The sequence below is a fragment of the Pseudoalteromonas luteoviolacea CPMOR-1 genome (assembly GCF_001625685.1).
In the GTDB taxonomy this organism is placed as follows: Bacteria; Pseudomonadota; Gammaproteobacteria; order Enterobacterales; family Alteromonadaceae; genus Pseudoalteromonas; species Pseudoalteromonas luteoviolacea_K.
Map to the genome: position 1 here is coordinate 95,743 of NZ_AUYC01000015.1, position 25,002 is coordinate 120,744.

Genomic DNA, 25,002 nt, shown 5'->3' on the forward strand with positions numbered 1-25,002 from the left:
CGCTATTGTAGTTACAACTTACGGTGCATTCAATGTAAGTGATCAGATTAGTGAAAGAGCTATGACGTATTTACCAAACAGTCGTGATTACTTTTTATTCACAGTGTGATGTTGATAAATAAATCCGCCTTATTTTCCCCCTTTTTTCGCAACAAATATGTTCTGTTTTGCTTATTTATCATGGGAAGAAATATAAATAGAGTACAGGTCGATTTTTCTATATAAAAAACAAGCATTTTTTTTAAGTCTTTATTGTTAGGGCATTTTTGACCTGTTTCAATTCCTAAAAAAAGGTATTATTTACCTATGCTCAGCAAAGCTATGAAGTAAAGCGGTTAACTTCATTGATGCAATGAGTACCTCTAAATAGCTCACATTGCGTGTGAGTGCTGATACTTCCTCTTTAGGAAGCCAGACTGAAAAGATAGGCGAATTATTTTCTCGTTATAACAGTCATTAATAACTTCACGGCTTGTGGCTTCGAACATTCACCTTAAGCCAAACACAACTTCACATCACCATAAAGCTTAGCTGAACTATCGGTAAGGATCGCAATGACACAGTCAAGTTACACATCAGGCAGAATATTTAAAGAGAAGCGAACACCTCTAGGGGCTGAAATCCTTCGCTTCGCAAGGCGTATACGCGGGTTCACACAGGCAGAGTCCGCGGCCAATTATGGCATTGAAGAGCGCACACTTAGGCGCTGGGAAAATAAAGAATACAGCCCGAAATGGAATGATGTGGTTGGTTTAGTAGAAGACGTTTATTCACTCGATATTATAGATGTAATAGGAAAGCTCAATGATTGCGACACAAATAACCATTAAACAAATTCGCAGCGCCCTTAGACGTTGGGGCAAGTATTGGCGACAGCGTGAACTGGGCAAAGGCTTTAGTCGCCAAGCTGTCACTGAGCAAAGTGGAGGAGGCCGAAGCAATTACTTTTCTAGTGACATGATGAATGTACCTGAAGAAATTGAATTACTGGGGCAGTTAATCAGCAAATTGCGACCAGAATGCATCCGAGCAATACGCGCTAAGTATTTATTGGATGTTGAATTAAGCCAAGCGGCAAAAATGCTTGGTTTTGATACAAAACGCTCTGCAGAGTTTTGGCTTACCAAAGCTGAAAGAACACTCATGTTGGAGTTGAGCTACTAACGAGTAGGAAAACATATGTCGATCATGAATACGGTTGAGCAAATCAAGAAACATGAGGGCTATCGACGCTTTCCGTATTACTGCACGGGGGGCAAACTCACGATAGGTTATGGTAGAAATTTAGACAATAAAGGAGTGGATAAAGAAGAGGCCGAGTATTTACTTGCACAAGATATTCAAAATGCGCTTGCAGGTGTAAAGCGCCGTATTGATATTTCGCACTGCAATGAAGCTCGGGTAGCAGTGTTGACAAATATGGCATTCAATATTGGCTTACAAGGACTGATGGGGTTCAAAAGGATGCTTGAACACGTGCAACAAGGAGAGTTTGAAAGTGCCGCAGTTGAAATGCTTGATAGCCGTTGGGCTAATCAAGTGCCGAGTCGAGCGCAGGAATTGGCGCAGCAAATGTTAAGTGGGGAGTGGCAATCATGAACTGGCTAGCAAATTTGTTCACTGGCAGTGTGAGAGAACCGCTGCAGGTAGTCAGTGAAATCATAGACGAGCTGTATACGAGTGAAGAAGAAGTACTCGAACAGCATGTCATTAAGGCAAGGCTACTTAACAAGCAAAGTGAAATACAAGCACATATTAATTCAGTACAGGCAAGTCATCGCAGTCGATTTGTTGCTGGTGCTCGACCATTTTTGATGTGGGTATGTGGGCTTGGTTTTTTATTTGCTTTTGTGATCAACCCAATTTTACAGTGGTTTTTTCCAGAGCATGGGGTGCCGATACTGCCACTTGATGTGATGTTGGAATTGACTTTAGGTATGTTGGGGCTAGCAGGCCTTCGGACCATTGAAAAGTTGAAAGGAGTGGCAAAGTGAGACAACCTGAAAATTGGCAAATGAAAAAGGAGTTGAGTTTAGCCCACATTCTTACAACGATTGCCTTGGTTGTATCAAGCATCTTGTATCTAAGTGACTTAGATAAACGTATTACTTCTAACTCTCAAGAGTTAGCCCATTTAAAACAAATCCGTAAGGAAGATCAAAAGCGGATTGAAAAGCGTCTTGATTCTATAGACAAAAAACTTGATGCGCTGCTCAGTGCAAAGCGCACCTCCCTTTAAGGCCTATCTGGCCACTGTTTAAAAATCCCTTTTTTTGTAATTAATCACTTAAATCCATGTGCACAAGCTATGAGATTGCATGTGCGTTCGTGCGCAAACGTATTATCAGGAGACGAATTGTGAGTACAGCCATCGAATTAGCTAAATTGCCACCACCTCAGGTTATTGAAGCGCTTAGTTATGATGAGATTTATAAGCAAATGGAGCAAGCTTTGCTCGAAAAGTTGCCGGATCATGCTTTATTGGCCTCTGATCCTGCAATTAAATTAATTGAAATAGCGTCATATCGTGAACTGTTGCTCAGACAAAGGATTAATGACGCGGCCAAATCTGTGATGTTGGCATTTTCACAAGGCAGCGACTTAGACAATTTAGGCGCCTTATTTGGCATTGGGCGAGACGAAAATGAAGACGATGAGCGGTATCGGCAAAGAATTCCTCTGTCACTAGAAAGCTACAGTATGGCCGGTACTAAAGGCGCCTACGAGTATCATACGCTCACCGCGAACGATCAGGTTAAAGATGTGTATGTAGACTCTGAGCGTCCGGGTTATGTCAATGTATATGCATTAATCAATACCATGACAGAAGCTCAAGCAAATGAAATTAAAGCGGATATTGACACGCGGCTACATGATGAAGATATCCGCCCAATAACAGATAAAGTAGTGACGCAGTGGGTAATGCCTACGAGGCAGGTGTTGAGTGCGCAAATATATTTAAATATCGGTGCAAATAAGGCACAGGTTGAGCTGGCCATTATGCAGGCGCTAGATGTGTTTATGATACAACACTGTAAATTAGGTGAAGAAGTACCTCACTCAGGGATCATTGATGCATTGCATCAGCCTGGAGTAAGAAAAGTAAAAGTACTCGCCCCCACTGAAGATTTACAACCCAGCGTCAATCAGGCGTATAGCTTAGATATTAATTTACAGTTTCCAGATGAGGCCTAATCATGAGCGAAAAATCACTTCTGCCTCACAATGGAAGCAATTTAGAGCAACATCTTGAGCAGCATTTATCACATACCCGTGAACAGTTTGATACCAGAACTGTCATCCCAGAATACATTGGATCACAATGGGACCCGATGACTTGCCCTGAATCTTTGTTGCCTTGGCTCGCCTGGGCATTATCTGTCGACGAATGGAAAGAAGATTGGCCTGTAGAAACAAAGCGGGCGATGATAGCCAACTCAGTGACGGTTCATAAACATAAGGGAACCGTTGGCGCGGTTAAGCGCGCATTGGCTTCACTGGGTCTTGAGATTGAATTTTTTGAATGGTTCGATGATGTAGATGATGTGTATTTAGCACCTCATCACAGTGGTGAGCCACATACTTTTACCTTCATTGCATGGGCCAATGATGTACCTTATACCAGTCGCGCGGTGGTGCTTGATCAAAAATTGTATGATGCAATACACCGCGTGACCAATCAAACTAAGCCACAACGGGCACATTTTGATTTTTTAGTTGGCATGAAAATGTCATCGCAAATTGCAGCGGCCAGTAGTGGCCATGGTTTTGCGTCTAGTCGGCTTTATGCCAAAGTTATGCCACACACAAAAAAACGTGCGGGCAGTAACACGCTTTCACTCGCTGGTGCTATTTCTGGGCATCGCACAGCCTCTTCTCGCTATTATGCAGCATCCTCTTCTGAGCGTAAGATCACATCATTTGCTCAGCCAGGCTGCGCCCTTGTTATTAGAAAACAGGTGCCATTGGTTAGTCGCCAGCGCATCAATACTGCCAGTGAGCGAAAGTTAAGGGCGGGCGCCAAACTCGGATTTGGTGCATCGCTTTCAACGGGTTCAGGTCAAGTCGTTAGAACTTATATACGCAGTGACCAAACCATGCCTTCGCGCATGATTGAATTTAGCAGCCGTATTGCGGGTGCGATGTCAAACAGCGCAAAGCAAACGACCGTGTGTCGTTTGTACTTCAATGCAGTGTCTGCATCATAAATATCGACAAACAAGGAGTGCAATAGTGAGCACGATTTTACAACCGGTGATCACGTCAGCGGGACTGGCTGCTGTGTTCAGAGCACAGCAAAATGGCTTTAAAGCGAAAATCACCAAAATCGGGATTGGCTCAGGTGTGCATCAAGTGGATGAAAACACTACCAATCTGAAAGCGGAGCGATATCGTCTAGATATTGACTGCGCAGATTATGATGAAGCAAATAAGCAGCTTCACTTAACCGTACGCGACGACTCAAAAGTGGCTGATGACGGGTTTTTTGTCAACGAAGTTGGTTTTTACACCGAAGAAGAAGTAAACGGTCAAATACGTCATGTGTTGTTTGCCGTTTATTCAGCGACAGATCCGATTGCGTACAAATCTAATGATATTGATCTGTTATTAGCGTTTGATCTCACACTGACAGGTGTGCCGGGCGATGCGATTACCATTATTGATAAAGGGGTCGATTTTAATATCTTAATAGCCCCTGAGCTTGCCAAAATGGCGCGTTCACAGATCATGAATATGTATCGTCATTTAAAACAAAAGTTTGCATTAATTGACAAAGGTATTTTGTAAGGAAATTTCATGAAAAAAGTAGATAACCAGCGTGCACAAACGTTAGCGGAAGAAGCACTTAAGTTGATGCAAGAAGCAAAAGTATTGCAGCAACAAGCGCAATGTCAGGCAGCGCGTATTTTGGGCTATCAACAGCAAAGTGATGGCTTGGCATTTAAATATTTAGCAGCGAAAGCTGAGCATGGTGAACATAGCCAGCAAGCATTTGAGGCAAAACAAGCGTGGCTCCATGCGCGAAAGTCGGTGCAGGCGCGTTATCCAAAATTTCATGGAAAATAATTCAAAACAGATTTCAAAAAGCCCGCTTTAAGCGGGTTTTTTGTATAAATGGAGAATGTAAATGTCTTTAGAACAGGATATCACACGCGTTGTTGAGGCCACTGAAGGGTTGACAGCGACTGTTGATAATCAGATCAGTGAGATCACGAACAAATTAAACACCGCGGTGGCTGAGACGAAAACCAAGGTGGATGCGCATCTAGCCAGCGCTGATGCTTTACTGAACTCTTATGAAGAGCGTCAGTCGCATTTTAGAACGACTAAAAACCAAGCTTTAGTAGCGAACACTGCAGGTACATTTCCGCTGAATTGGTCAAGCGGTTATGTGACTAAAGCAACACTCCTTGAAAAAGTAGAAACTGATATCGATGCAGATCAGCGAACACCGCTTGCCAGAGAGTTTTTGCGTGCTATGGATTCTGATACGAAATGGTTTGCACAAAACTTCAATATTTGGGAGTTAGAGTTTGCTCCGAATAGAGGTGGAGAAAATAGCCATGTTGATGCCTATTTGATGTACCAATATACCCGAAGAGCGACGCATGTCACTGTTGGTGCAATTGTTAAGCACATCAGTGGCGTTGTGCCTCACGGAATGTGGTGCCAGGGGTTGCAAGCTGGAGAGCCGGCTAAGCTATGTGGCACACATTATACGCACTCGCAAAGAAACCGTTACCTTCATTGCCACCCGTATTCAGCAGGTAAAAACCTGCCAGCGGATCAAAAAGGGGTGATCCAAGTCGCACTTCCAGCTGTTGTGACAGGTCATGTTCCTCTAGATAAAGCTTGGGGTCAATTCGCCTATATTGGTGATGATGCATACGACGTAGTGACTTGATTATAAGGAGAGTTAGTTTATGGCGAATTTAATAGTAAATGGTCAATTGGTGGAAGCATTTTTTGATGCCCAAACCCCGCAGTATGCAGTTGCCCAAATGGTTAAAGAAAACTTCGGTGAACAGAGTATTTTTTCTGTCGAGCTGAGTGTTGAAGAAGCACAGCAAAAGAGCCGTGATGATGTACGTTTATCTATCGAGCAGCAAGTGGCGGATACCGAGTCGTTGCTTGGTACCACATCAGACACAGTACATATGTTACTAAATGAGCTAAGTGGCTTTGTGAATAAACTAAGCGATGCATCCACCTTAGCTGAGATGCGTACTTCTACGACATCACTTAAAGCGGCAATTGGCGATATTGAAACAAAAGTTTCAGCAGGTGAGCTGAGCTTTCCTTATCAGACCAAAGGTCAAGATGCGGTGATGACAGATATTATGACGCGCGCAAACGGCGTTGACACTGTTATTAAAGCAAAGTAAGTCAGGCATTACACGGTTCTGAGCACACCGTGTTGATGCCGAGTTAGAAAAAACTCAAACGTGAAGCCCACCATTTGGTGGGCTTTTTTATTTTAAATTGGAGGTAAATTATGTCTTTAGAGCAAGACATTGCAAATGTAGTCAGTGCAGCAGAGCAGCTAACTGGCATCGTAGATACAAAAATTGAAGATATTAATAATACAGTGAATGGCAAAGTTGCCCAGATGGAGTCTCGAGTTACACAAAAAGAATCAGAATTAGATGAGACTATATCTGGTCAAATTAGCAAAGTTGATGCGGCGCTCGATAACTTAGCCATTATTGGAAATGGGGAGCGTGGTACCCGTGCTATTGGAGTGGCAAATTATTTTACTTCAGGCAATGGGCCAGCAAAGATTCACTTTAGGTTGCCGCTCAATGTGCTGCAACATAATGAGATGTTTCATATCAAAGTAATCGGTCACGCGTATCACCAAGCTGAAGCCGTTGATGCAACTTTTGTAGGATATAGTTTCCCAAATGTTGAGGGGGTTTATTTACCTCAAGCAACAGGTACTCATTTACCGACAATATATGTTGGCTCAGATAATCATATTTACTGCAGGTTGAGTTTTGAAAAATGCCACTTTTTGACGCTAAGTGTTGACACTATGAGAGTTGGTAATGGCCGTCTGATTAAGCATGGTGATATTGAAATTATTAACGATCCAGCTGAACAATTATAAGGAAGAAAAAATGGAAAATGGAATCGAATTAGATACAACCGAAGAGCAATTGAATGCCCGCGACAAACAGTCAAAGATGATATTGAGAAATGAAATTAATTATTATGTTGCAGACACTGACTCAATGGTTGGCACGACCAGTGACCTAACCCACTTACTATTAAATGAATTGAGTGGCTTTGCAAATAAGCTCAGCCAAGCAAACTCCTTAGCGGAAATGCGGACATCTGTGGCATCACTTAAAAATGCAATTGGTATTATTGAAGGCAAAGTGAATGGCAATGAGCTTATCTTTCCTTATCAGGTTAAAGACCCTTCAGATGTGATTGAAGAAGTTGTTCAGCGTGCCAATGGTGTGAGCCAATTAATTCAGGAACAATCGAATCAAGAGTAATTATTTTTTTGTTTTTATAACAAACCTAGCCCACCTAATTTGGTGGGCTTTTTATTTTAAACGGAGGTTAAATCATGTCTTTAGAGCAAGACATTACACGGGTCGTTGAAGCGGCGGAAAAGTTAAGTGATATCGTTGATACAAAAATTGAAGATATTGATGCTCGGGTGGCACAAAAGGCCATCGAGATTGATCAAAAAAACGCGGCTGTTGAGAGTCGTTTGACTGCTAAAGAGCAGGCGGTGGATAGCAAAATTCAAGATTTCCAAAAGGCCTTACCGCTGGCACCCAACCTGCTGATTGACAGTAAATACTTTAATGGCATTGGCACAGACAATGTCGCTGTGGATATGGTGAGTTCACACAGAAAGCCTTGGCGGTGCTGGGTTGATAGTGGCGTTGAAGCGTCGGGTACTGTAACGAGATTAACGCTTGATAAGCTGGTGGATAATGGTTTAACGCCATCAGGAGACTTTTTACAAAAAGCACTCGGTGATAAGCGCTCTGAAACCAATTTTTATGGTAGTAATTACAAAGTACTATTATTTGATGTCGAAATTGTCAAAGGAAGAGACAGCAGCCCAGACGTGGGACACTTTTTCGTTATGAATCAAGGTACAGATTCTTATATTGGCTGGGGTCGTGGAGAGTTTTTTAGTCAATCTAGTTGTTGGGTAAACGTCCTTGAATGCTCTGACGGAATAAGTTTTTACCCTGCTGCAAATCGTGTTGCCACTATAAAAGCGGATAAAGGCGATTTAGGTAAAGGGTGGGTTTATAAGCATTCTCGCAAATTAGGATGGGGTGGAAATCACCAGCCACTTTTTGCAGGCCGAGGTCGAATGAAAGTCGCTATATGCCTACCTTATGCGGGGACTGGTGATCATGGAGATAACATGATTTGGGCCAATGATATCGGCCACCCTTATTCACATACTGACTTCGCAGAATTTCAAAGAAATAACCTCAGTTAAAGGAGTATAGCAATGGCATTATTAAAACAAATTTCAACGGGTAAAGTGGTTGCCAGTGGTATTCACAATGCTGAATCAGCAAAAGAAGTTGCTGAACTGGCAGGGTACACAGATGGAGATTATGTAATTGTTTACTCTGAAGAAGAAGTAGCCCAAGCAAGGCTGAGTGATTATCAGACTAAAAGTGATCACTTATTTATTGACTATATGGCGAACTTAACTGAGTTTGGTGAGAGCGTACAAGCCACTCTAGATGCAAAGCAATCTTGGTTGGCAGCGAGAGCCGAAATAAAAGCCAGCTATCCGAAGTCTTAAGTTTACTTTAAGCCACTATTTGGCCTGAGCATTCATACTCAGGCACTTTTCAATAACCGATTTAAGAGCTTAGTTATGTCATTGACAAACTTTAGCGCCATAGATCTCAGCCGTTTGCCGGCGCCAAACCTCATTGAGCCACTAAGCTTTGAAAAGATTAGGGCTGAGATTTTAGATGACTTTAAAACACGCTTTCCTGACGCTGAGCTTAACCTTATCAGCGATCCAGTGATTAAGTTAGTGGAGTCATTTGCCTACCGGGAGTTGTTGCTGCGTCAGCGTATTAATGACAGTGCACATGGCGTGCTACTGGCACATGCTACAAGCAGTGAACTTGATTATTTGGGTAATCGCTTTGAAGTTGAGCGCGCAATATTAGAGCCAGCTGATAATGCACTGATACCTCCGAAACCAGCTATTTATGAAAGTGATGAGCGGTATCGTGAACGTATTGCACTGGCCCTAGAAGGATTTAGCACCGCGGGCCCCGCAGGCGCATACGCTTTTCATGCATTGAAGGGGTCGCAATATGTCAAGGATGTGTTTGTAGATGCGCCCGAGTTTGCTTATATCGACTTACCTGAGCAAGTCGCTAACTTATTGCCGCCTAGTGCGCGAATATTGGTATGTACAGATGATGCTGGTTTGACGCCAGAGGTACTGTCAGGTGCTGAACCATCAGAGCCAGCACCTGGGGACGTGGTGGTGACGTTACTAACAAGCCAAGGAAATGGCCAGGCAACCCCAGAGGTCATAGAGCATGTCAAAACACAGTTAAACAAGGATAGTGTTAGGCCGATGACTGACAGAGTGCATATCAAATCCGCAGATATCATCGAATTTGAGCTAGACGCGGTATTGCACATTTACCCTGGTATGGATGGGCCGGCACTGGTTGAGGAAGCGAAAGTAAGTTTAGCGGCGTGGTTGGCTGAGCATCATAAATTGGGACATGACATTTCCCTGTCTGGTTTATATGCAGTATTGCATCGTGAGGGGGTGCAGCGAGTTGAGCTGAGTGCGCCGCAGTGGGACATTGCTGTGCAAGCTCATCAGGCTGCGTTTTGCTCTCGTGCAACCATCTCGGTGGGAGAGGAGCATGTCTAACTTCACATTACAGGGAAATACTTCCGAGTTGGAGTTGGCGCTTGAGCATTGTAGTGACCGAATATTGAATATCCCCGTATCGCATAAGCAGTTATGGGATCCGTGGACATGTCCTGTACGGTTTTTGCCTTGGCTTGCCGACTCATTGAGTGTGGATGTGTGGGATAGTGCTTGGCCAGAGCATGTGCAGCGCAAGGTCATTGCGGACAGTGTGCCACGGCACAGATATAAAGGGACGATCAGTGCGGTAAATAACGCATTGAAAGTGCTCAATGCCAAGATTGAGCTACAAGAGTGGTGGCAATATGGTGGTGTACCACATAGCGCAAAGTTGCTGGCCATTGCCAATGAGAATCTAGACAGCAATGGTAGCACTTTTTTAAGTCCTAAATTGCAGGGGCAAATGTGGCAATCTGTGGTGGCGACAAAGCCAATGCGGACGAATATCGATTTTAATATTGGTGTTAACCTCAACACGGGCATCCAAGTGATTGGGGGAGGGCAAAGCGCGTCGATGCAAATCGCTATGCACCGCGATGAACCGATATTTAATTTTTCCCCAGTCAATGTATGTCATTTTGCGGCAGCTCAATTAGGCAGTGTACATGCATCAAAGCTAGTAGATAACCCGAGTTTTGATTTTAACTTAAGCTCAGTACATGTTGCATCGGCGAGTGCATCTAATCATATTGGGACACAGTCGTTTGCAGATAAAGCAATGGCATATTTTAGCTCGAGTGTCGTTATATCCGCTTCTGCGGTTACGGCTCATCTCTCAAATACTTCGTTGAAAGACAATCCTAAATTTCAACATAAATCAAATAGTTCAATAACAAGCGGTGCTTACACCGTTTCCATTCAAAATATCACGCTTAATTTATAATCTGAGGTACCTATATGAATGTATATACACCTGTTGTGACGCAGCAGGGAATAAATGCAGCGGTCAGTGCCCTTGAACAAGGGGTTAAAATTCAAATTGGCCATATTGCTGTGGGTGATGCGGGTTATACACCCGATAGAAATCAAACGGCTTTAAAAAGTCAAAAAAATACAGCACCTGTATCGGGTGCTGAAGTAGTGGGTAATGGTCAGTTCCATGTAACAGCAGAATTTACGGATGATAATCAGTATGCGGTAAAAGAAGTAGGTTTTTACCTCAATGACCATCAAGACGAAAGCCAACGGACTTTGTTTGCTGTCTGGTCTCACCCTGAGAATGTGCTTTTTTTTCAGACGCCGATTGCGAAAATTGTCCAAGGATTCGATTTGCTTTTAACGGCGGTTCCGCCGGAAAGCTTGGACTTCAATGTATCGGGGGATTTAAGTCTATATTACGCCGATGAATTTGCCGCACTGACCATTGCACAAACCAAAGCACTGACAGCGCAAATTCAGTCAAATTTGAGGCAAATACACTTTAATGACCGCCTTTTAAAGCTGGAGGGGTAACACCATGTCTAGTTTATCAAAAAGTGTGGCTGAACTTGCCAGTAACAACGCAAATTTGACTCAGCAATGTAGCGAACTAACAAATGATATCAACCAGTTATTACTCAACGTAGACAGTAAAGTTGATTCGGCGTTTTCCAAAGTCAATGGCGAAATAAAAAGCACATTTACGCAGACCTTGTATGTCAATGCTGATCGAACGGTTGGTAGTGACAGCAACGATGGCTTAAGTGCACAAGCGCCACTAAACACAATCAAAGCAGCAGTGGCTAAACTGGTACCGGGTTGCTTTGCTCGCATCATGCTTGCAGCAAATAATGTAGAGCATGTTTCCACGACCGTGGTGGTGCCAGGTTGCTCAGTTATTTTTAATACGTATACCGAGAATGATTGGCAATCTATCGGGTTAAAACTGCACTTTACAGGTGCAATTGCGTTTAACACCAGTGGTGACAATGCATCAATTACACTTGAGCTGTTTGGAGAATTTCAAAAGACCATATTGATGGCGGGCAATCGATTATTTGAAAACTTAGGCAAGGCTGCTTATTCATTGGCCAGTGACAGTGCCAGCTTTCCAGTGGTGGTGTTTCATCGCAATACAACAGGGCAATTTTTTCCTTACTTTGTTGCAGCCAATTATGCCAAGTTTAGCAAAATTGGGATGTTCTCAATGAGTAACGTCACATTTGCCTCGCATATTTCTAATAGTGCAGGTGAGATAGTTTATGAGCCTATGCCACATATTCGATTGGACACAGCTCCAGTGGGCGGTGCCGTACTGGCAGTATTTAATAACGTTGATATGCATTGTGAGCAACTGTCTAACCCCGGTGTGGAGTTGGCTGCAGGCTGCTATTTGATCTCTAAGGTGACAGGGCTAAATCATGTTGCTCCACCCGTTGCTGCAACGAGCTAACTCTGCAACCTTTCCTTTCTTTTTTACTATTTATATTTCAAATTTCTATTGAGGACAATATTTATGTCTACACAAGCTAAAACGCTTGAGCAGCTCATCACAGAGCTACATACGACCAATGGTGAATTAATCACATCGAATAATGACTTAGCAAATACAGTGATAAACAAAACCGGTGAAATTGATGCTGCGGTAGCAAAAGCGCAAGCAGATGTGAGCGCAGCAGTCACAGCTGGAGATAGTCGTATTCAACAAGCCATCATTAATTTGGCTCAAAGCCATGCCGATATGCGCATTAACTACTATGACCGTAAGTTACATAGTAAAAATACACTTATTCAAGACAATGGGTTAGTGGCCGATCCAAATGATGAGTCACGCTCTAATTGGATAAGAGTGCCAAATGGAGGTGCCTGGACCGGGCACAATACGTATCCAGCTGCGAAAGCACTCACTAAGGTTCATACCGTGTCGGGTTATTCATACTCGCCTGGTTATTCTGAAACCCCTGAGAAATATGTGGCTGATTGGAGTCGCACATATATGCAATTCATACTAACCAATGAAAGTGCGACCAGCGAGCAGATAAATGACAACATTGCGTCACAAGGCGTTGATATAAATCGCTCTCAAATGGGGGGCTGGTGGAATGGCTCTCTGGTTAAGGATATTCCATGTATGAATATCGCAGGCTTACATCCATACAGCTGCTTATTTGCAAGACTAGTGAATGTGGTCTCTGATGGTGTATCTAACCCTCAAGGCCTGCTGCCGCAGAATATTTTACAGTTTGGCGGCAACTGTAACTTCTCAATTGACCGTGTTGTTAACTACCCTAACATTTCGGAATAGGTGATATATGTCTGAGACAAACCCTTTTGATAATAAAGATATCAGTGTAAATCATATTAAAGCAGAGCAGCGCTCGCGCATTCATTATGAAGTTGCAGATGCGGACTCCTTGATAGGCACGACCTCTGATACTACTCATATGATCTTGGTTGAGTTTGCTAAATTAACCCAGGCAATTTCAACAGCAGCCTCTCTTGATGAAGTTAAATCGGCAGCGTCACAATCTGCAAGCTTGTTTGCACCGATAGTAGAAAAGCTCAATGCGGATCAGTTGGCTTTCCCGTATCAGCATAAAGGAACTGAAACCGTGCTTGCTGAGATTGAAGCGCGCGCGCAAGGTGTCGCTGATATTATTAAGTAATAGTTGACTATTTCCTTCCCAAGAGATCCCCTATGAACTCCCAGTACTTTGATTTTTCTGCGCTCCCAGCGCCAGATATCATTGAGCCACTGGACTATGAACGTATATACCAAGCCCGCAAAGACAGGTTTAAATCCATTGCACCGCAATACGCTGATGCACTAGAGCTTGAAAGTGACCCGCTGACAGTTTGTCTGCAAGTAGAAAGCTATCGAGAACTGCTGTTGCGTCAGCGTATCAATGAAGCGGCGTATGCTAACTTGTTAGCGACGGCGCAAGGCGGCGATTTAGATCAGCTTGGTGTATTTTATGGTCTAGGGCGTGCCGAGGGTGAAGAAGACGGTAACTACCGTCTTCGCATTCGGCAAAAAACTCTGGCCTCCAGTACCGCTGGTAGCAAAGATCATTACCGCAATGCAGCGCTCACCGCTGCTCCCAATGCTATTCGTGATGTAGAAGTGGATAGCCCAACCTCAGGACGTGTTCGAGTATCGATATTATTCCAAGATGCGCAGCGTGCAGATGAACTTTTAGAGCAAGTACGAGAATACGTACTGAGTGATCAAGTGAAGGTTTTGACTGATCATGTAGAGGTCAATCATGCACAAGAGGTGCCTATTGATGTAAAAGCTGATATTTATTTACAACACAATGTACCTAATTGGGTATTTACGCAGTTGGAAGACAAACTCCGAACTGCGTGGCAAGACGCAATGGCCCTTGGTGTTGCGATGACCCCCAGTTGGTTGAGTGCTCAATTGCATGTCGATGGCGTAAAGCATGTTGAAATACACACGCCTGATAACTTGATTGATATCGCGTCCAATCAATATGCTCAGTTAGGGCAAATTCAATTATGTCTCATCACTTAGATACTCAAAGCGACGTATTATTGCCATACAATCACAGTGATCTCCAAGCTTCCATCGTAAAACATGGACAATTAGAGATGGTATTGGGTGATGGCATATCACTCTTACGTGGCTTTAAATCCCACCCTAAACAGTCTTTATTGCCTTGGCTTATTTGGGAGTATGGTCTTGGTGCTTTAGTCCCATACTTAGATAACCTTGACCAAGTACTGCAACAAGGCCTTGCTTGGCAGCGGATCCGAGGTACGCGAAAAAGTTTAGAAATGGCATATGGTTGGCTCGGTTTTTCACTCAAAGATGTTGAAGAATCAGATTCATATCGCCACTTTTATCGCTATCAATGCCACCTAGAGCAATTACCTAATATCAATGATGTTGAGCGCATGTCTCAATTGGCTGAGCTCAGTGCTCCAGCAAGAAGTGAACTCACTCGGGTGACTTATCAGCTCGATATTAGAGAGTTGACTTTATCTGCGAACCCTTTTGGGTCGCTATTAAGTGATCACTCAGGTTTTAGGCATCGCCTTAACAGTGGCAAGCTGCTGCGAATAAGCACCAAGCGTACTCACCCAGCACACTATAGTTTCAGTAGTGATGCGCACAGTGGTTTTACTCGCAAGCATAATAGCAGTTGGCAGAGTTATTCCTCTGAAATTTTGGGTGTTTTACGCCTTAGTGAGCCGCTTATAAACCAATTTGGTGCGACTTCGGTACATAGTCGCCAGTCGAGTCGTGCTTATACTCTTGACCAAGCGCAGTGGTTTGGTCATTGGCAAGCGAGCAGTTGGTCTGCTGTTCAATCACCTCAAGTGATCATTACACACCAGCAAAATCGCTAACTTTTTCAACTTTTAATTAATCCTTAGCTTGGTTTTATGCAACTCTCCATGAGTGTTTGCAAGGAAAGTGATGTCATGCCTAGGAAGGCTCGTTGAGGCACTTGGTAAATGAGTTAATGCGGTACATGGAACGAGTGAAGGACGATAAGGAAATATTTTGGCTATTCTTACCCGTGCAGGGCGAGCCATGCTCGCTCAAACAATTGCACAAACTCCAATTTATTTGGCTTGGGGGCGCGGAGGGTCTCAATGGCAGACGCCACCAGCCGAGCCCATTGCAGCGACAAACCTTGCATCTCCCATAGGTTATCGCAAAGCGAAAAAAGTCGGGTTTTGTTATCCCGATGATCAAGGTGACATCTTTATTCAAGGTGGTCGCTTTAGCTCATCCTCCGAGCCAACTCAGCATATTTATTGTGAATTTACCTTTGATTTTACTGATGGCGCAGGAGAAACCGTGCGTGAACTCGGTTTAATGTCAGGCTTGCAAGCAGGTGCTCAGATCCCCGATGGCTTAGTGTATTTGACGCCTGAACAGGTAGCTAATCCTGGCACTTTATTGCTTCTTGAACATCGTGCTCCGCTTATCCGTGAGCAGGGCGTGCGAGAAAGCTTCGAATTTGTTGTCAGCTTTTAGAGGTGTTTATGCTTGACGATTATTATGAAAAATTTCATGCAGACTCAGGCTATGAACGTTTACTGTTCAGGGCTGGCAAGGGACTGCAAAGCAGAGAGCTCAATGATTTACAGTCACAAGTCAATCACCAAATAAAGGGGGTTGCGGATGTACTCTTAAAAGATGGTGATTTGGTCAAAGGTGGCGAAGTGATCATTGATGCAAAGTTGGCCACTGCTTTAGTAACAGACGGTGAAGTATACATTGCCGGGCAAGTAAGGCCGGTATCAAGCAGCGCTGTACCTATCGATATGACTGACAGTGTCGATGTTGGTGTATGGCTCACCCATAATGTAGTGACTGAGGAGCAAGACCCCAGCCTAAGAGACCCTGCTGTTGATGCAATTAACTTTGACGAACCTGGCGCCGCACGTTTGCAGCAAGTTTGCCAGTGGGGATTACGCAGTGATGGGGTTGGTCCTGATGATGCATTTTACCCAGTACATAAGATAGAACAGGGCACCTTAATTATAAAGCAACCTCCACCGCAGTTGGATGCGGTGACACAAGCGCTTGCACGTTATGACAGAGAGTCAAACGGGGGAAGCTATGTGGTTGAAGGGATGTCTTTAAGTTATCGAGGCGCAGATCAGACCGTTCAACGTTTTAGCTTGGAAGAAGGCAAAGCGCATATCGAAGGCTACGAAGTCGCATTTGCAACCTCAAGAACGGCTGAGTTTGATTATAATCCTGATGTTGGAGAGGTCAAAGAAGAGCCGAAAACTTTTCAATCCGATAGCCAAGGGAACATGCGAATTGACACTGATTTCTTTCCGGTTAAGCAGGTTGAAGAGGTGAATGTCACCGCTGAAAAAACTGTCCAACTTACTCGTGGTCAGCTTAGAGGTGGGGAAGACTTATTGCCCGATGAGGCGGTTCTGGAGATATTGACTGTCGCTTTAGTCGGATCAGAGACTAAAACCTATACCCAAGGTGTTGATTTTATATTTTTGCGAAACCACATCAGTTGGCAGCTCAGTGGTGATGAACCGAATACCGGTGAACAATATGAGGTAACGTATCGTTATAGAAAGCAGTTGATGCTCGATTTTGATGAATACGGATTTAATCTTGATAGGCAGTTGGCTGATGGTGGTGTTATTGTCGATAACACTTTAGTGACCATTGACTACCAATGGCACCGTCCACGCATTGATTTAATTGTGCTTGATCGCTTTGGTCAAATTAAACGGATTAAAGGGCAGGCGGCACACCAATTTCCTACTGCGCCTAAAGCACCTGCGCATCATTTAGCTTTGGCGCAAGTTACCCAATCTTGGTTAAGTGAGCAAGCACCTGAGATTGAAAACTTAGCTGTACGTGCCGTTTCAATGTCACAGCTTGAGCAAATGCAAAATCAAATTGGTGATCTATACCAATTGTTGGCAATTGAGCGTCTTCGTAATGATGCCAATAGCCAAGATCCTGCCAGTAAATATGGCGTGTTTGTAGACCCGTTCATCGATGATGATATGCGTGATGCTGGGATTGCACAAACGGCTGCGATTGTTGATGGCGAGTTAGTATTACCCCTCAGTGCAGATATTGCAGAGTTGCCAGTCCCAAATGGTGGGCTACTGACCTTACCCTATGAGCTGGAAAATGTGCTCGAGCAGCCTAAGCAAACGGGCAGTATGAAAATAAACCCTTATCAAGCTGTTGAGCCTATCCCTGCCACGATTACTTTAACGCCGAGTCTTGACCATTGGACACAAACGCAGCGCAGTTGGACGAGCCCGATTACGCAACGTTTTACCCGAGGTGGAGGATGGCGAACTCGGACCACGCAATCAACGCAAACACAGGTAATTGGCCGCACAACGCGCAGCGCTGAATTGTTACGCCGTCGTTGGGTGAACTTCTCTTTGTCTGGTTTTGGCGAAGGTGAAGCACTGAAACGAGTAATTTTTGATGGCACCGTGGTGACACCTGAGGAGACATAATGATTAACGCAGATCCAAACGGCCGCTTGAGCGGCCGTTTTTATATTCCCGCAAACATTCCTGTTGGCAGTAAAACAGTGAGATTTGAGGGAGAAAAAGGCTCATTCGGTGAGGCAACTTACACAGGTAGTGGCACCATCGTGAGTGAAACAGCGCGCCGTATTACCACAATTACAACGGTACGTTTTGACCCGTTGGCACAAACATTTACTTTGCCACAAAGTCGCTTCATTGCGGGCGTTGAGTTGTGGTTTAAGAAAATAGGGGGCGATAAGCCCGTTCGCGTTCAGATCAGAGAAACCGAAGTGGGTATTCCCAACCAGACCGTTCTGGCGGAGGCATCACTGGAGCGCTCGATGTTTAAAGTGAATGGTGAACCAACTTTATTTGAGCTTGACCCTGTGTCTCTAAATGCTGGGCAAGAATATGCCATAGTGGTGTTAACAGACGATCCCGATCACGAAGTGGCGATTGCTGAACTGGGTAAGTTTGATAGCGAAAGTGGGTGGGTGACCACACAGCCATATCAAGTTGGCGTATTGCTTTCATCGAGCAACGCGTCTACCTGGACACCGCATCAAAATCGAGATTTAACCTTTCGGTTAAAAGCTGCACGCTTTACACATACAACACAGACAGTCCCACTTGGTCAAGTTGAACTGGATGAACACAGTGATATTTTGGCGATGGCCGTGATTGAGCGCCCAAGTAGTGAAACCCAGCTTCATTTTGAGTTTAGTGGTGCGCAATTAGGTCAATTTAATTTGCAAGAGTGGCAAGCACTGCGTTTGGCTAACAAGGTGAAAGAACCATTGCAGGTGAGCGCGAGATTAACAGGGACCGAAACGCAAACACCGGTGTTGTTCGATAGTGTGCAAACTGCACTGGGTAAAGTGAGTAATGAAGCTGATTATGTAACCCGTGCAATTCCATGCCAAATCGGTGGTAGTTTGAAAGTCAGTTTTGAAGGGCTGCTTCCTGGTACGGCTAAAGTGGATGTGTTTATTCAGCAACAAGGTCAATGGGTAAACATACCGCAGAAAACAACTCAGCCACAGGGAGATGGCTGGCTATTGTGCAATTACGAGTTTTCTAACCTGAGTGAATCACAAGCGCGCGTGAAGCTGGTGTTATCTGGCACACACATAGACAGACCCCGTGTACGCTCCCTCAGAACCTTCTCAATTTAGGAGGGGGTATGATAGACGATAAAACCCTTTCTTATGCACTACCTCTCCCACACCCTGACAATTTATTACAACAAGATGTAGAGCGAATTCGACAAGCGATAATCGATATTGATCAGGTGCTCTATATGCAAACCAATCTTGACCAGCAGCAAGATACGTTGCTGAACGAGAAACTCAGACGAGTCAAGCTTAACCAGCTACTCGGCGAACCACTATTAACTTTATAAGAGGATATTATGGCGAGTATTCAAAATGCCGTGCAAGTCATGGTAGATAAGCTAGTTGCCGATATGGAGGGCAATCAGCCGCTTACAGCCGAAGAACAAGCATTAGTAAGTAATGCTATTACCAAACTGACCGATAATGCAAAGCTTGAGCAAGCAGTTGTCGCAGTTGCAGAGTCACATATTAATGATGCCACGTCGACACTACAGCAAGTATCGCAATCCAGTGGTGCGGCTTTGCAAAGTGCGACTGAGTCGCTCACGCAAACCAGTGCAACACTCGATACAAAGTCTAGTAAATTAGATTTGTTAGATTCGATGGCGCCAAACTTAAACCGCGTAGAGTCTTTGCAGGCTACAAGTAACGCATTGCATATCAGACCTTTATTTGGCATGACGCCGATAGATTCGCCGAGCACTTCTGCAAATAATCGTAGGGCAACAGCTGTATTTGCTGTTTACGATAATAGTGGAGATACTTATGTTATTAGGCCGAGCTTCACTCACAATGCGACAACTGAACAGTGTCGATTAGAGTATTTAAAGCTCAACGCCAATGCAGCAGAAAAAACAACGACGCACACCAGTTTTGTTCATAGTAATGCATTTGAGCAAAACCCAGCGAGTAAAATTTTCTATTACGGCACCAGTGCGTATTTACCGCTTGCAAGTAAAAGCAATGCGGCAGATATTCAGTATGAAATTGTGTATAGCACGCAGGACTCTCAAACAACCGCTATTGCAAACTATGGCGGTATATTCTGTAAATCATCAGGCTTTACCTCTATTACTAAGCCAAAGCAAAATTTAGATGCAATCGATCAATTTGGTATTAGCACAGCAACAACTCATGCTCATCATCAAGTCGGTGTTTTGTACGACAACAATAAACATTGCCTTGTTATGGTTGATGAAGGCACATCTGTATTGGTTGAAAAGTACCGTGATGGTAACGTTGTCACAACGACAGCTATCGCCAACAATGAAGAGTTACAAGCTTATGTGGATGCCGGTGACTTCACGGTTGTGAAATTTATGTACCACAGCTTACAGCATGCTAATGGTAGACATTATTTCAACCATTCTGAAACACCGATGAGTAGCTATGGTGTGAGTTATTATGGCTATTTTGGTCACTACAATGGCGTGACCAAAATGGGTGAAAATAAGTTCAGTGCTCATTATCGCTTTACCCATGAAAGACGTTTAGAGCCGCTTAACTTCTTCTTCAGTTGTAGCACGGGTCATTACAATGCTCACAATTCACCAGATGCTGAAACTAAAGTGATACTTGAGACGATGTCTGGCGAAATATTGGGGGCATACTCATATCATTCAAGGCCTTACCACGCAGCATATGATAACGGCCTGATGGGGGGAGTAATTAGTTGTATTAATCCATATTCTGGCGCAGGCATTTTGAATGAGCATTACACCTATAATAATTATGGCCTTGGCCGTACTTGTCGTGCATTTTAAGGAGAAAACATGAGTTGTGAGTATTTTGCCGATAAAGGCATGAAAATTGATGGAAACTATTGGTTGGTTCACCCTCAAACTGGGGTTGCTTGGAATAGCACCTCGATTGAGGATTACAAGCAAACTTATGAGGCTCAGCAAATTGCATTGGCTGAAGAAAGGTTAAAAGCCGACAAGGCCGAACAGCTTACTGCGATCAAAGAGGCGGTGTTTAATAAACTCAATGATGAGCAGTGGCGTGTGCAAAAAGCCCAAGAGCACCTATTGATGGCTGAGCTTTCGGGTGATCAGGCTGAAATAGGTTTAAGTAAGGCACATTTGGCTGAATTATTGGCGCAACGAGAGCAGATCCGTTTAGCCAGTGACAAAGCTGAGCTGACTCTTGCGGATATTTCAACATCCGAAGAACTGAAAGAATTTACGTTTGATGTAAATATTTCATTATAAATTTGGTGCAATGACCCGTTTTATTCCCAATAAACGGGTTAGTATCATGTGTGCTTGAGAAAGCAACAGACTTGTTATTCCAACAACCTAAACCCGCTTAGCCGTGTCGAGCGGGTTTTCTTTTATTGACTTTTATGCTGCTTGTAAATTATTGCGTATAGGGCAGGAATGACCTGTTTTAATCCCTTAAAATAAGTAAAATACACTTAAGCTTGAGAAAAGTTTAAACAGTTGGTGATTGACACTGAGCTGATACATTACCTAACAATATAATGCGCCACTTTGCTGGTTTATCTTGGATAAATGAGTACTTGGCGTTTTTTGTATTGCGCACCGGTTTAACGGTTTTAAGGCGGTCATAAATGACCTGTTTTAATTCCTTAAAATCAGTAAAATACACCTAAGCTTGAGAACAGCTTACACAGCGTGTGATTGACACTGAGCTGATACATTACCTAACAATATAATGCGCCACTTTGCTGGTTTATCTTGGATAAATGAGCTCGTGGCGTTTTTTGTATTACGCACAGATTTAGCGGTTTTAAGGCGGTCATAAATGACCTGTTTTAATTCCTTAAAATCAGTAAAATACACCTAAGCTTGAGAAAAGCTTAAACAGCTCATGATTGACACTGAGCTGATACATTACCCAACTATATAAAGCGCCATTTTGCTGGTTTATCTTGGATAAATGAGCGCGTGGCGCTTTTTGTATTACGCACCAATTTAGTGGTTTTAAGGCGGTCATAAATGACCTGTTTTAATCCCTTAAAATCAGTAAAATACACCTAAGCTTGAGAAAAGCTTACACAGCGTGTGATTGACACTGAGCTGATACATTACCCAACTATATAAAGCGCCATTTTGCTGGTTTATCTTGGATAAATTAGCGCGTGGCGCTTTTTGTATTACGCACCAATTTAACGGTTTTAAGGCGGTCATAAATGACCTGTTTCAATCCCTTAAAATCAGTAAAATGACCTTAAGCTTGAAAGAGCTTTACACAGTTATCCCATGAATCAAAACCCGTGCTTGAATGAGTGCGGGTTTTTTATTGCAGATAGGAATATTATGAGCGGCTTTACTAAATTAGACTTATCGAAAGTGCCTGTTCCAGACGTGATTGACACGCTTGATTATGAACAAGAGTATGAGCAGCTCAAAGCCCAATTTTTATTACAAAACCCGCAGTATCAAGCTGCCCTTTCATTAGAAAGCGATCCTGTTGCCTTGCTGTTACAAACACTCGCATATCAAAAGGTACTACAAAAACAAAAACTCAATGATGCAGTGAAGAGTAATATGTTGGCATCAGCACAAGGGCATGATTTAGATGCCATTGCTGCACGGTATAATCTGTCACGTAAAGCATCTCCAAGTGAGTCTGATGCTGCTTTTAGACAGCGCATACAATTGGCATTTGATGGCCTTAATACGGCAGGCAGTCGCGAGTCATACATTTATCACTCCATGTCATGCGACCCGCAGGTAAAAGATGTGGCGGTAAGTAGTCCAGACCCTTGCGATATAGAATTGACCATACTGAGTAACAGTGACGCCGGTCAGCCAAACGATGCGCTGATTAATAAGGTAAAGCACTATTTTTCTGCACAAGGCACAGAGCAGGCTGGTATCGACGAAGTGGCATCGAAAGTGCGTCCATTAGGGGATAGAGTGACGGTGCACAAGGCACAAATAAAACCATTTTCGGTGAACGCGGAGCTCTCTATTTTACATGGCCCTTCCGGTAATGCGCTTGTTGCAGCGGCTGAGCAAGCGGTGCAAGCATATTGTGAATCACGACATTATCTTGGTAAAAAAGTCACGCGGGCAGGGATTTACGCCGCACTGCATCAATCGGGTGTAGAGGATGTGACTTTGTTGACTCCAGTCGACGATATTGTCTGTCAGGCGACAGAAGCGCCTTATTGCGAGTCTATCGCAGTATTGATGGAAAATGTCTATGGATAAACTGATCCCAACCAATGCCAGTGAGCTAGTCAAAGCACTTGGTCAGCAGGTTCCGTCTCATCAAATTGTTCGACAATTACTGCTCTCTCTATTGGCACTGTCTAGTCGAAGTGATGCGCAGTTAGTTTGGTTGGCAAAGTTATGTGGGATGCAACCCAGTGCGGTACTGGTGAATCCTAGTATCTTATTACAATGCAGTGCTAAGCAACTGTTAACACTGGTGGAGCACCCTGAACTCTGTGATGCTCAACAGCTCAATGAATTTGCTACTCAACTTAGCATTGAAAACTGGCAGCCTGATGAGTCTGATGCTGTGAAACGCAGCCAAGTAAAATCTGCATGTGTGTTGAATGATAGCCGCTTGTTGCTTGCCAGTGTCTGGGACCCTTTTTTGTGCCCGGCAGCGTTGCTGCCTTGGTTAGCCTGGTCTGTATCTGTAGATGAGTGGGACGAGGCATGGAGCGAAGCCCTAAAGCGCCAAGTGATTAATGACGCATTCGCCGTACACCAAGTGAAAGGCACGCCTTACGCGCTGAAAAAGGCGCTCGATAGTTTAAATATTAAAACCGAAATCAAAGAGTGGTGGCAAGGAGACAATTTAGAAGTGTTGCCCCGAGGCACTGTGCAAGTGTGGGCACTTATCAATAGTAATTTGGATGAGCAGCAGCAAGGAATGCTGACCCCCCAAATGTTAAAGCGAGTGCGTCGAATAATTGATGCAGTCAAGCGGGGTTCTATTCATGTGGATGTGCAATTAGGACTTTCTTACAGCGAGCAGTTAGGCGCAGTATGCGCTTTGCCGCCAACCATAGTCCAGCGTATGGATGCGCCTACTGGCAGTGGCGTTAAGCCCAATGAAGCAATGCAAAACAACGCGGCATTTGGAGCCGCTCAAAGCAGAGGCATCAAACATTTAGCTATTGCCGGTCAGGGAGTTGTCCCTCCAAGTAATACCGGTGGTGCAGGTTTTTTTGCCGTGAATGCAAGTTGTTCTGCTAGGCATTTAGCAATAGCAGGCCAGAGCGTTAAGCCGCCAAAACCTAGTGGGGCATATCATTCATTTGGTGCAACTAATGCTCATACATTATGTAGTTGGCAAGTTGCGGGGAGCGGTATAAAACCCGGCAATAGTAAAGGCCTCTATGGGGTATTTGGCCTGTCTAAATCGAATCAATCGCACCATTTAAATATCTCAGGCCAAACTGTTTTACCTCCTCACAGCACTGGGAATGAGGGTTTATTCAGTGTTACGAGACAAATTATTTATCAACATTTTAACTTACAAGGAGCTGCTTAATGTCTGCATTAACGCTGCAGTTTACCCAAGTTGGCTTAGATGCTTTGTTAGCGGCCAAAGCCAATGGTAAAAAAGCACAGATCAGCCATATGGCATTTGGTGACGCAAGTTATACGCCGTCGCAAACTCAAACGAGTCTGCGTAATCTTAAAGAGCTTCAGCCAATTCGGGATGACAATTACGAAACAGATGAAAACCACCAAGTCACTGTGGTTGCACTGTTTGATAAAGCCATGTCGGCACCTGAATATGCCATTCGTGAAGTCGGTGTGTTTATCCAAATCGATGAACCAGTAGGCAGTGACCAAAATTTAGTGTTACTGGGCGTATATTCTGAGCCAGATCGTACATTAGGTTATCGCACTCCAGATGTGAAAATTCTGCAAAGTGTGACCTTGAGCCTTGCTCAGCTTCCATCCGATAGTGTGGAGGTGAAGCCGGGTATCGATAATTTTAACGTATTGCTTGATAACGAACTTGCAGATTTAACCTTGGTGCAGCTAGACACAATGCATCGACAATTAAAACAAGAACTGCGATTACTCGCTTTAGAAAAAGGGCAATAGGAATTAAGGAAGA

General features: G+C 43.8%; 32 protein-coding genes. All 32 read left to right on the top strand.

Annotation, left to right across the window (positions count from 1 at the left end):
* Window positions 1-554 precede the first annotated feature (554 nt).
* The 32 genes from N473_RS05115 to N473_RS05270 all read left to right on the top strand — a co-directional run bounded on the left by N473_RS05115 (window position 555) and on the right by N473_RS05270 (window position 24,989).
* On the top strand, window positions 555-830 hold the full coding sequence (locus N473_RS05115) for a helix-turn-helix domain-containing protein (protein WP_063366999.1): 276 nt from the start codon (window positions 555-557) through the stop codon (window positions 828-830).
* Window positions 805-1,164 carry a hypothetical protein gene (locus tag N473_RS05120; protein WP_039608544.1) on the top strand — a complete coding sequence of 120 codons (360 nt, stop codon included), beginning with the start codon at window positions 805-807 and terminating at the stop codon, window positions 1,162-1,164. Before N473_RS05115 ends, N473_RS05120 begins: the two co-directional genes overlap by 26 nt.
* A gap of 15 nt (window positions 1,165-1,179) precedes the next feature.
* The gene (locus N473_RS05125) at window positions 1,180-1,599 is read left to right on the top strand and encodes a glycoside hydrolase family protein (RefSeq protein ID WP_039608545.1); all 420 of its coding nucleotides are present in this window, start codon (window positions 1,180-1,182) and stop codon (window positions 1,597-1,599) included.
* Window positions 1,596-1,994 (top strand): 3TM-type holin, encoded by a 399-nt coding sequence (locus N473_RS05130; protein ID WP_196766367.1) that lies wholly within the window; start codon window positions 1,596-1,598, stop codon window positions 1,992-1,994. The genes N473_RS05125 and N473_RS05130 overlap by 4 nt, the downstream gene beginning before the upstream one ends.
* Window positions 1,991-2,239, top strand: a complete 249-nt coding sequence (locus tag N473_RS05135; protein WP_145925043.1) for a hypothetical protein — start codon at window positions 1,991-1,993, stop codon at window positions 2,237-2,239. The genes N473_RS05130 and N473_RS05135 overlap by 4 nt, the downstream gene beginning before the upstream one ends.
* A 119-nt stretch (window positions 2,240-2,358) precedes the next feature.
* A complete protein-coding gene (locus N473_RS05140; RefSeq protein WP_063367001.1) occupies window positions 2,359-3,195 on the top strand; it encodes a baseplate assembly protein in 837 nt (278 codons plus the stop codon).
* 2 nt (window positions 3,196-3,197) lie between these two features.
* Window positions 3,198-4,208 (top strand): phage tail protein I, encoded by a 1,011-nt coding sequence (locus tag N473_RS05145; RefSeq protein ID WP_063367002.1) that lies wholly within the window; start codon window positions 3,198-3,200, stop codon window positions 4,206-4,208.
* Between the two features lie 25 nt (window positions 4,209-4,233).
* Window positions 4,234-4,788 (top strand): phage tail protein, encoded by a 555-nt coding sequence (locus tag N473_RS05150; protein ID WP_196766368.1) that lies wholly within the window; start codon window positions 4,234-4,236, stop codon window positions 4,786-4,788.
* A gap of 9 nt (window positions 4,789-4,797) precedes the next feature.
* On the top strand, window positions 4,798-5,067 hold the full coding sequence (locus N473_RS05155) for a hypothetical protein (RefSeq protein ID WP_063367004.1): 270 nt from the start codon (window positions 4,798-4,800) through the stop codon (window positions 5,065-5,067).
* 61 nt (window positions 5,068-5,128) lie between these two features.
* Window positions 5,129-5,905, top strand: a complete 777-nt coding sequence (locus tag N473_RS05160) for a hypothetical protein (RefSeq protein ID WP_063367005.1) — start codon at window positions 5,129-5,131, stop codon at window positions 5,903-5,905.
* A gap of 19 nt (window positions 5,906-5,924) precedes the next feature.
* Window positions 5,925-6,386 (top strand): hypothetical protein, encoded by a 462-nt coding sequence (locus N473_RS05165; protein WP_063367006.1) that lies wholly within the window; start codon window positions 5,925-5,927, stop codon window positions 6,384-6,386.
* 110 nt (window positions 6,387-6,496) lie between these two features.
* Window positions 6,497-7,111, top strand: coding sequence for a hypothetical protein (locus N473_RS05170; protein ID WP_063367007.1), 615 nt, complete (start codon window positions 6,497-6,499; stop codon window positions 7,109-7,111).
* A gap of 10 nt (window positions 7,112-7,121) precedes the next feature.
* A complete protein-coding gene (locus N473_RS05175; protein WP_063367008.1) occupies window positions 7,122-7,505 on the top strand; it encodes a hypothetical protein in 384 nt (127 codons plus the stop codon).
* Between the two features lie 74 nt (window positions 7,506-7,579).
* Window positions 7,580-8,479 (top strand): hypothetical protein, encoded by a 900-nt coding sequence (locus tag N473_RS05180; RefSeq protein WP_063367009.1) that lies wholly within the window; start codon window positions 7,580-7,582, stop codon window positions 8,477-8,479.
* 12 nt (window positions 8,480-8,491) lie between these two features.
* Complete coding sequence (locus N473_RS05185; protein WP_063367010.1) at window positions 8,492-8,794, top strand: hypothetical protein; 303 nt, start codon at window positions 8,492-8,494, stop codon at window positions 8,792-8,794.
* A gap of 75 nt (window positions 8,795-8,869) precedes the next feature.
* The gene (locus tag N473_RS05190) at window positions 8,870-9,901 is read left to right on the top strand and encodes a baseplate assembly protein (protein ID WP_063367011.1); all 1,032 of its coding nucleotides are present in this window, start codon (window positions 8,870-8,872) and stop codon (window positions 9,899-9,901) included.
* Window positions 9,894-10,784 carry a phage tail protein I gene (locus N473_RS05195; protein ID WP_063367012.1) on the top strand — a complete coding sequence of 297 codons (891 nt, stop codon included), beginning with the start codon at window positions 9,894-9,896 and terminating at the stop codon, window positions 10,782-10,784. The genes N473_RS05190 and N473_RS05195 overlap by 8 nt, the downstream gene beginning before the upstream one ends.
* A 14-nt stretch (window positions 10,785-10,798) precedes the next feature.
* Entirely contained in the window at window positions 10,799-11,353 is a 555-nt protein-coding gene (locus N473_RS05200; protein WP_039608556.1) for a phage tail protein, read from the top strand.
* A gap of 4 nt (window positions 11,354-11,357) precedes the next feature.
* Window positions 11,358-12,272, top strand: coding sequence for a hypothetical protein (locus N473_RS05205; RefSeq protein WP_063367013.1), 915 nt, complete (start codon window positions 11,358-11,360; stop codon window positions 12,270-12,272).
* Between the two features lie 63 nt (window positions 12,273-12,335).
* On the top strand, window positions 12,336-13,124 hold the full coding sequence (locus N473_RS05210) for a hypothetical protein (RefSeq protein WP_063367014.1): 789 nt from the start codon (window positions 12,336-12,338) through the stop codon (window positions 13,122-13,124).
* Window positions 13,125-13,131: 7 nt separating this feature from the next.
* Window positions 13,132-13,485, top strand: coding sequence for a hypothetical protein (locus N473_RS05215; RefSeq protein ID WP_063367015.1), 354 nt, complete (start codon window positions 13,132-13,134; stop codon window positions 13,483-13,485).
* 32 nt (window positions 13,486-13,517) lie between these two features.
* On the top strand, window positions 13,518-14,357 hold the full coding sequence (locus N473_RS05220) for a baseplate assembly protein (protein ID WP_063367016.1): 840 nt from the start codon (window positions 13,518-13,520) through the stop codon (window positions 14,355-14,357).
* Window positions 14,342-15,196 carry a phage tail protein gene (locus N473_RS05225; protein ID WP_063367017.1) on the top strand — a complete coding sequence of 285 codons (855 nt, stop codon included), beginning with the start codon at window positions 14,342-14,344 and terminating at the stop codon, window positions 15,194-15,196. Before N473_RS05220 ends, N473_RS05225 begins: the two co-directional genes overlap by 16 nt.
* A gap of 157 nt (window positions 15,197-15,353) precedes the next feature.
* A complete protein-coding gene (locus N473_RS05230; protein ID WP_081220966.1) occupies window positions 15,354-15,833 on the top strand; it encodes a hypothetical protein in 480 nt (159 codons plus the stop codon).
* Window positions 15,834-15,841: 8 nt separating this feature from the next.
* Window positions 15,842-17,815, top strand: a complete 1,974-nt coding sequence (locus N473_RS05235; protein WP_063367019.1) for a DUF4815 domain-containing protein — start codon at window positions 15,842-15,844, stop codon at window positions 17,813-17,815.
* On the top strand, window positions 17,815-19,005 hold the full coding sequence (locus N473_RS05240; RefSeq protein WP_063367020.1) for a hypothetical protein: 1,191 nt from the start codon (window positions 17,815-17,817) through the stop codon (window positions 19,003-19,005). The genes N473_RS05235 and N473_RS05240 overlap by 1 nt, the downstream gene beginning before the upstream one ends.
* A gap of 8 nt (window positions 19,006-19,013) precedes the next feature.
* A complete protein-coding gene (locus N473_RS05245) occupies window positions 19,014-19,232 on the top strand; it encodes a hypothetical protein (RefSeq protein ID WP_039608565.1) in 219 nt (72 codons plus the stop codon).
* Window positions 19,233-19,241: 9 nt separating this feature from the next.
* A complete protein-coding gene (locus tag N473_RS05250; protein WP_063367021.1) occupies window positions 19,242-20,708 on the top strand; it encodes a hypothetical protein in 1,467 nt (488 codons plus the stop codon).
* Between the two features lie 9 nt (window positions 20,709-20,717).
* Complete coding sequence (locus N473_RS05255) at window positions 20,718-21,155, top strand: hypothetical protein (RefSeq protein WP_063367022.1); 438 nt, start codon at window positions 20,718-20,720, stop codon at window positions 21,153-21,155.
* Window positions 21,156-22,226: 1,071 nt separating this feature from the next.
* The gene (locus N473_RS05260; RefSeq protein ID WP_063367023.1) at window positions 22,227-23,126 is read left to right on the top strand and encodes a baseplate assembly protein; all 900 of its coding nucleotides are present in this window, start codon (window positions 22,227-22,229) and stop codon (window positions 23,124-23,126) included.
* Window positions 23,119-24,423, top strand: a complete 1,305-nt coding sequence (locus N473_RS05265) for a phage tail protein I (protein ID WP_063367024.1) — start codon at window positions 23,119-23,121, stop codon at window positions 24,421-24,423. Before N473_RS05260 ends, N473_RS05265 begins: the two co-directional genes overlap by 8 nt.
* Window positions 24,423-24,989 (top strand): phage tail protein, encoded by a 567-nt coding sequence (locus N473_RS05270; protein ID WP_063367025.1) that lies wholly within the window; start codon window positions 24,423-24,425, stop codon window positions 24,987-24,989. The genes N473_RS05265 and N473_RS05270 overlap by 1 nt, the downstream gene beginning before the upstream one ends.
* Window positions 24,990-25,002: the final 13 nt, after the last annotated feature.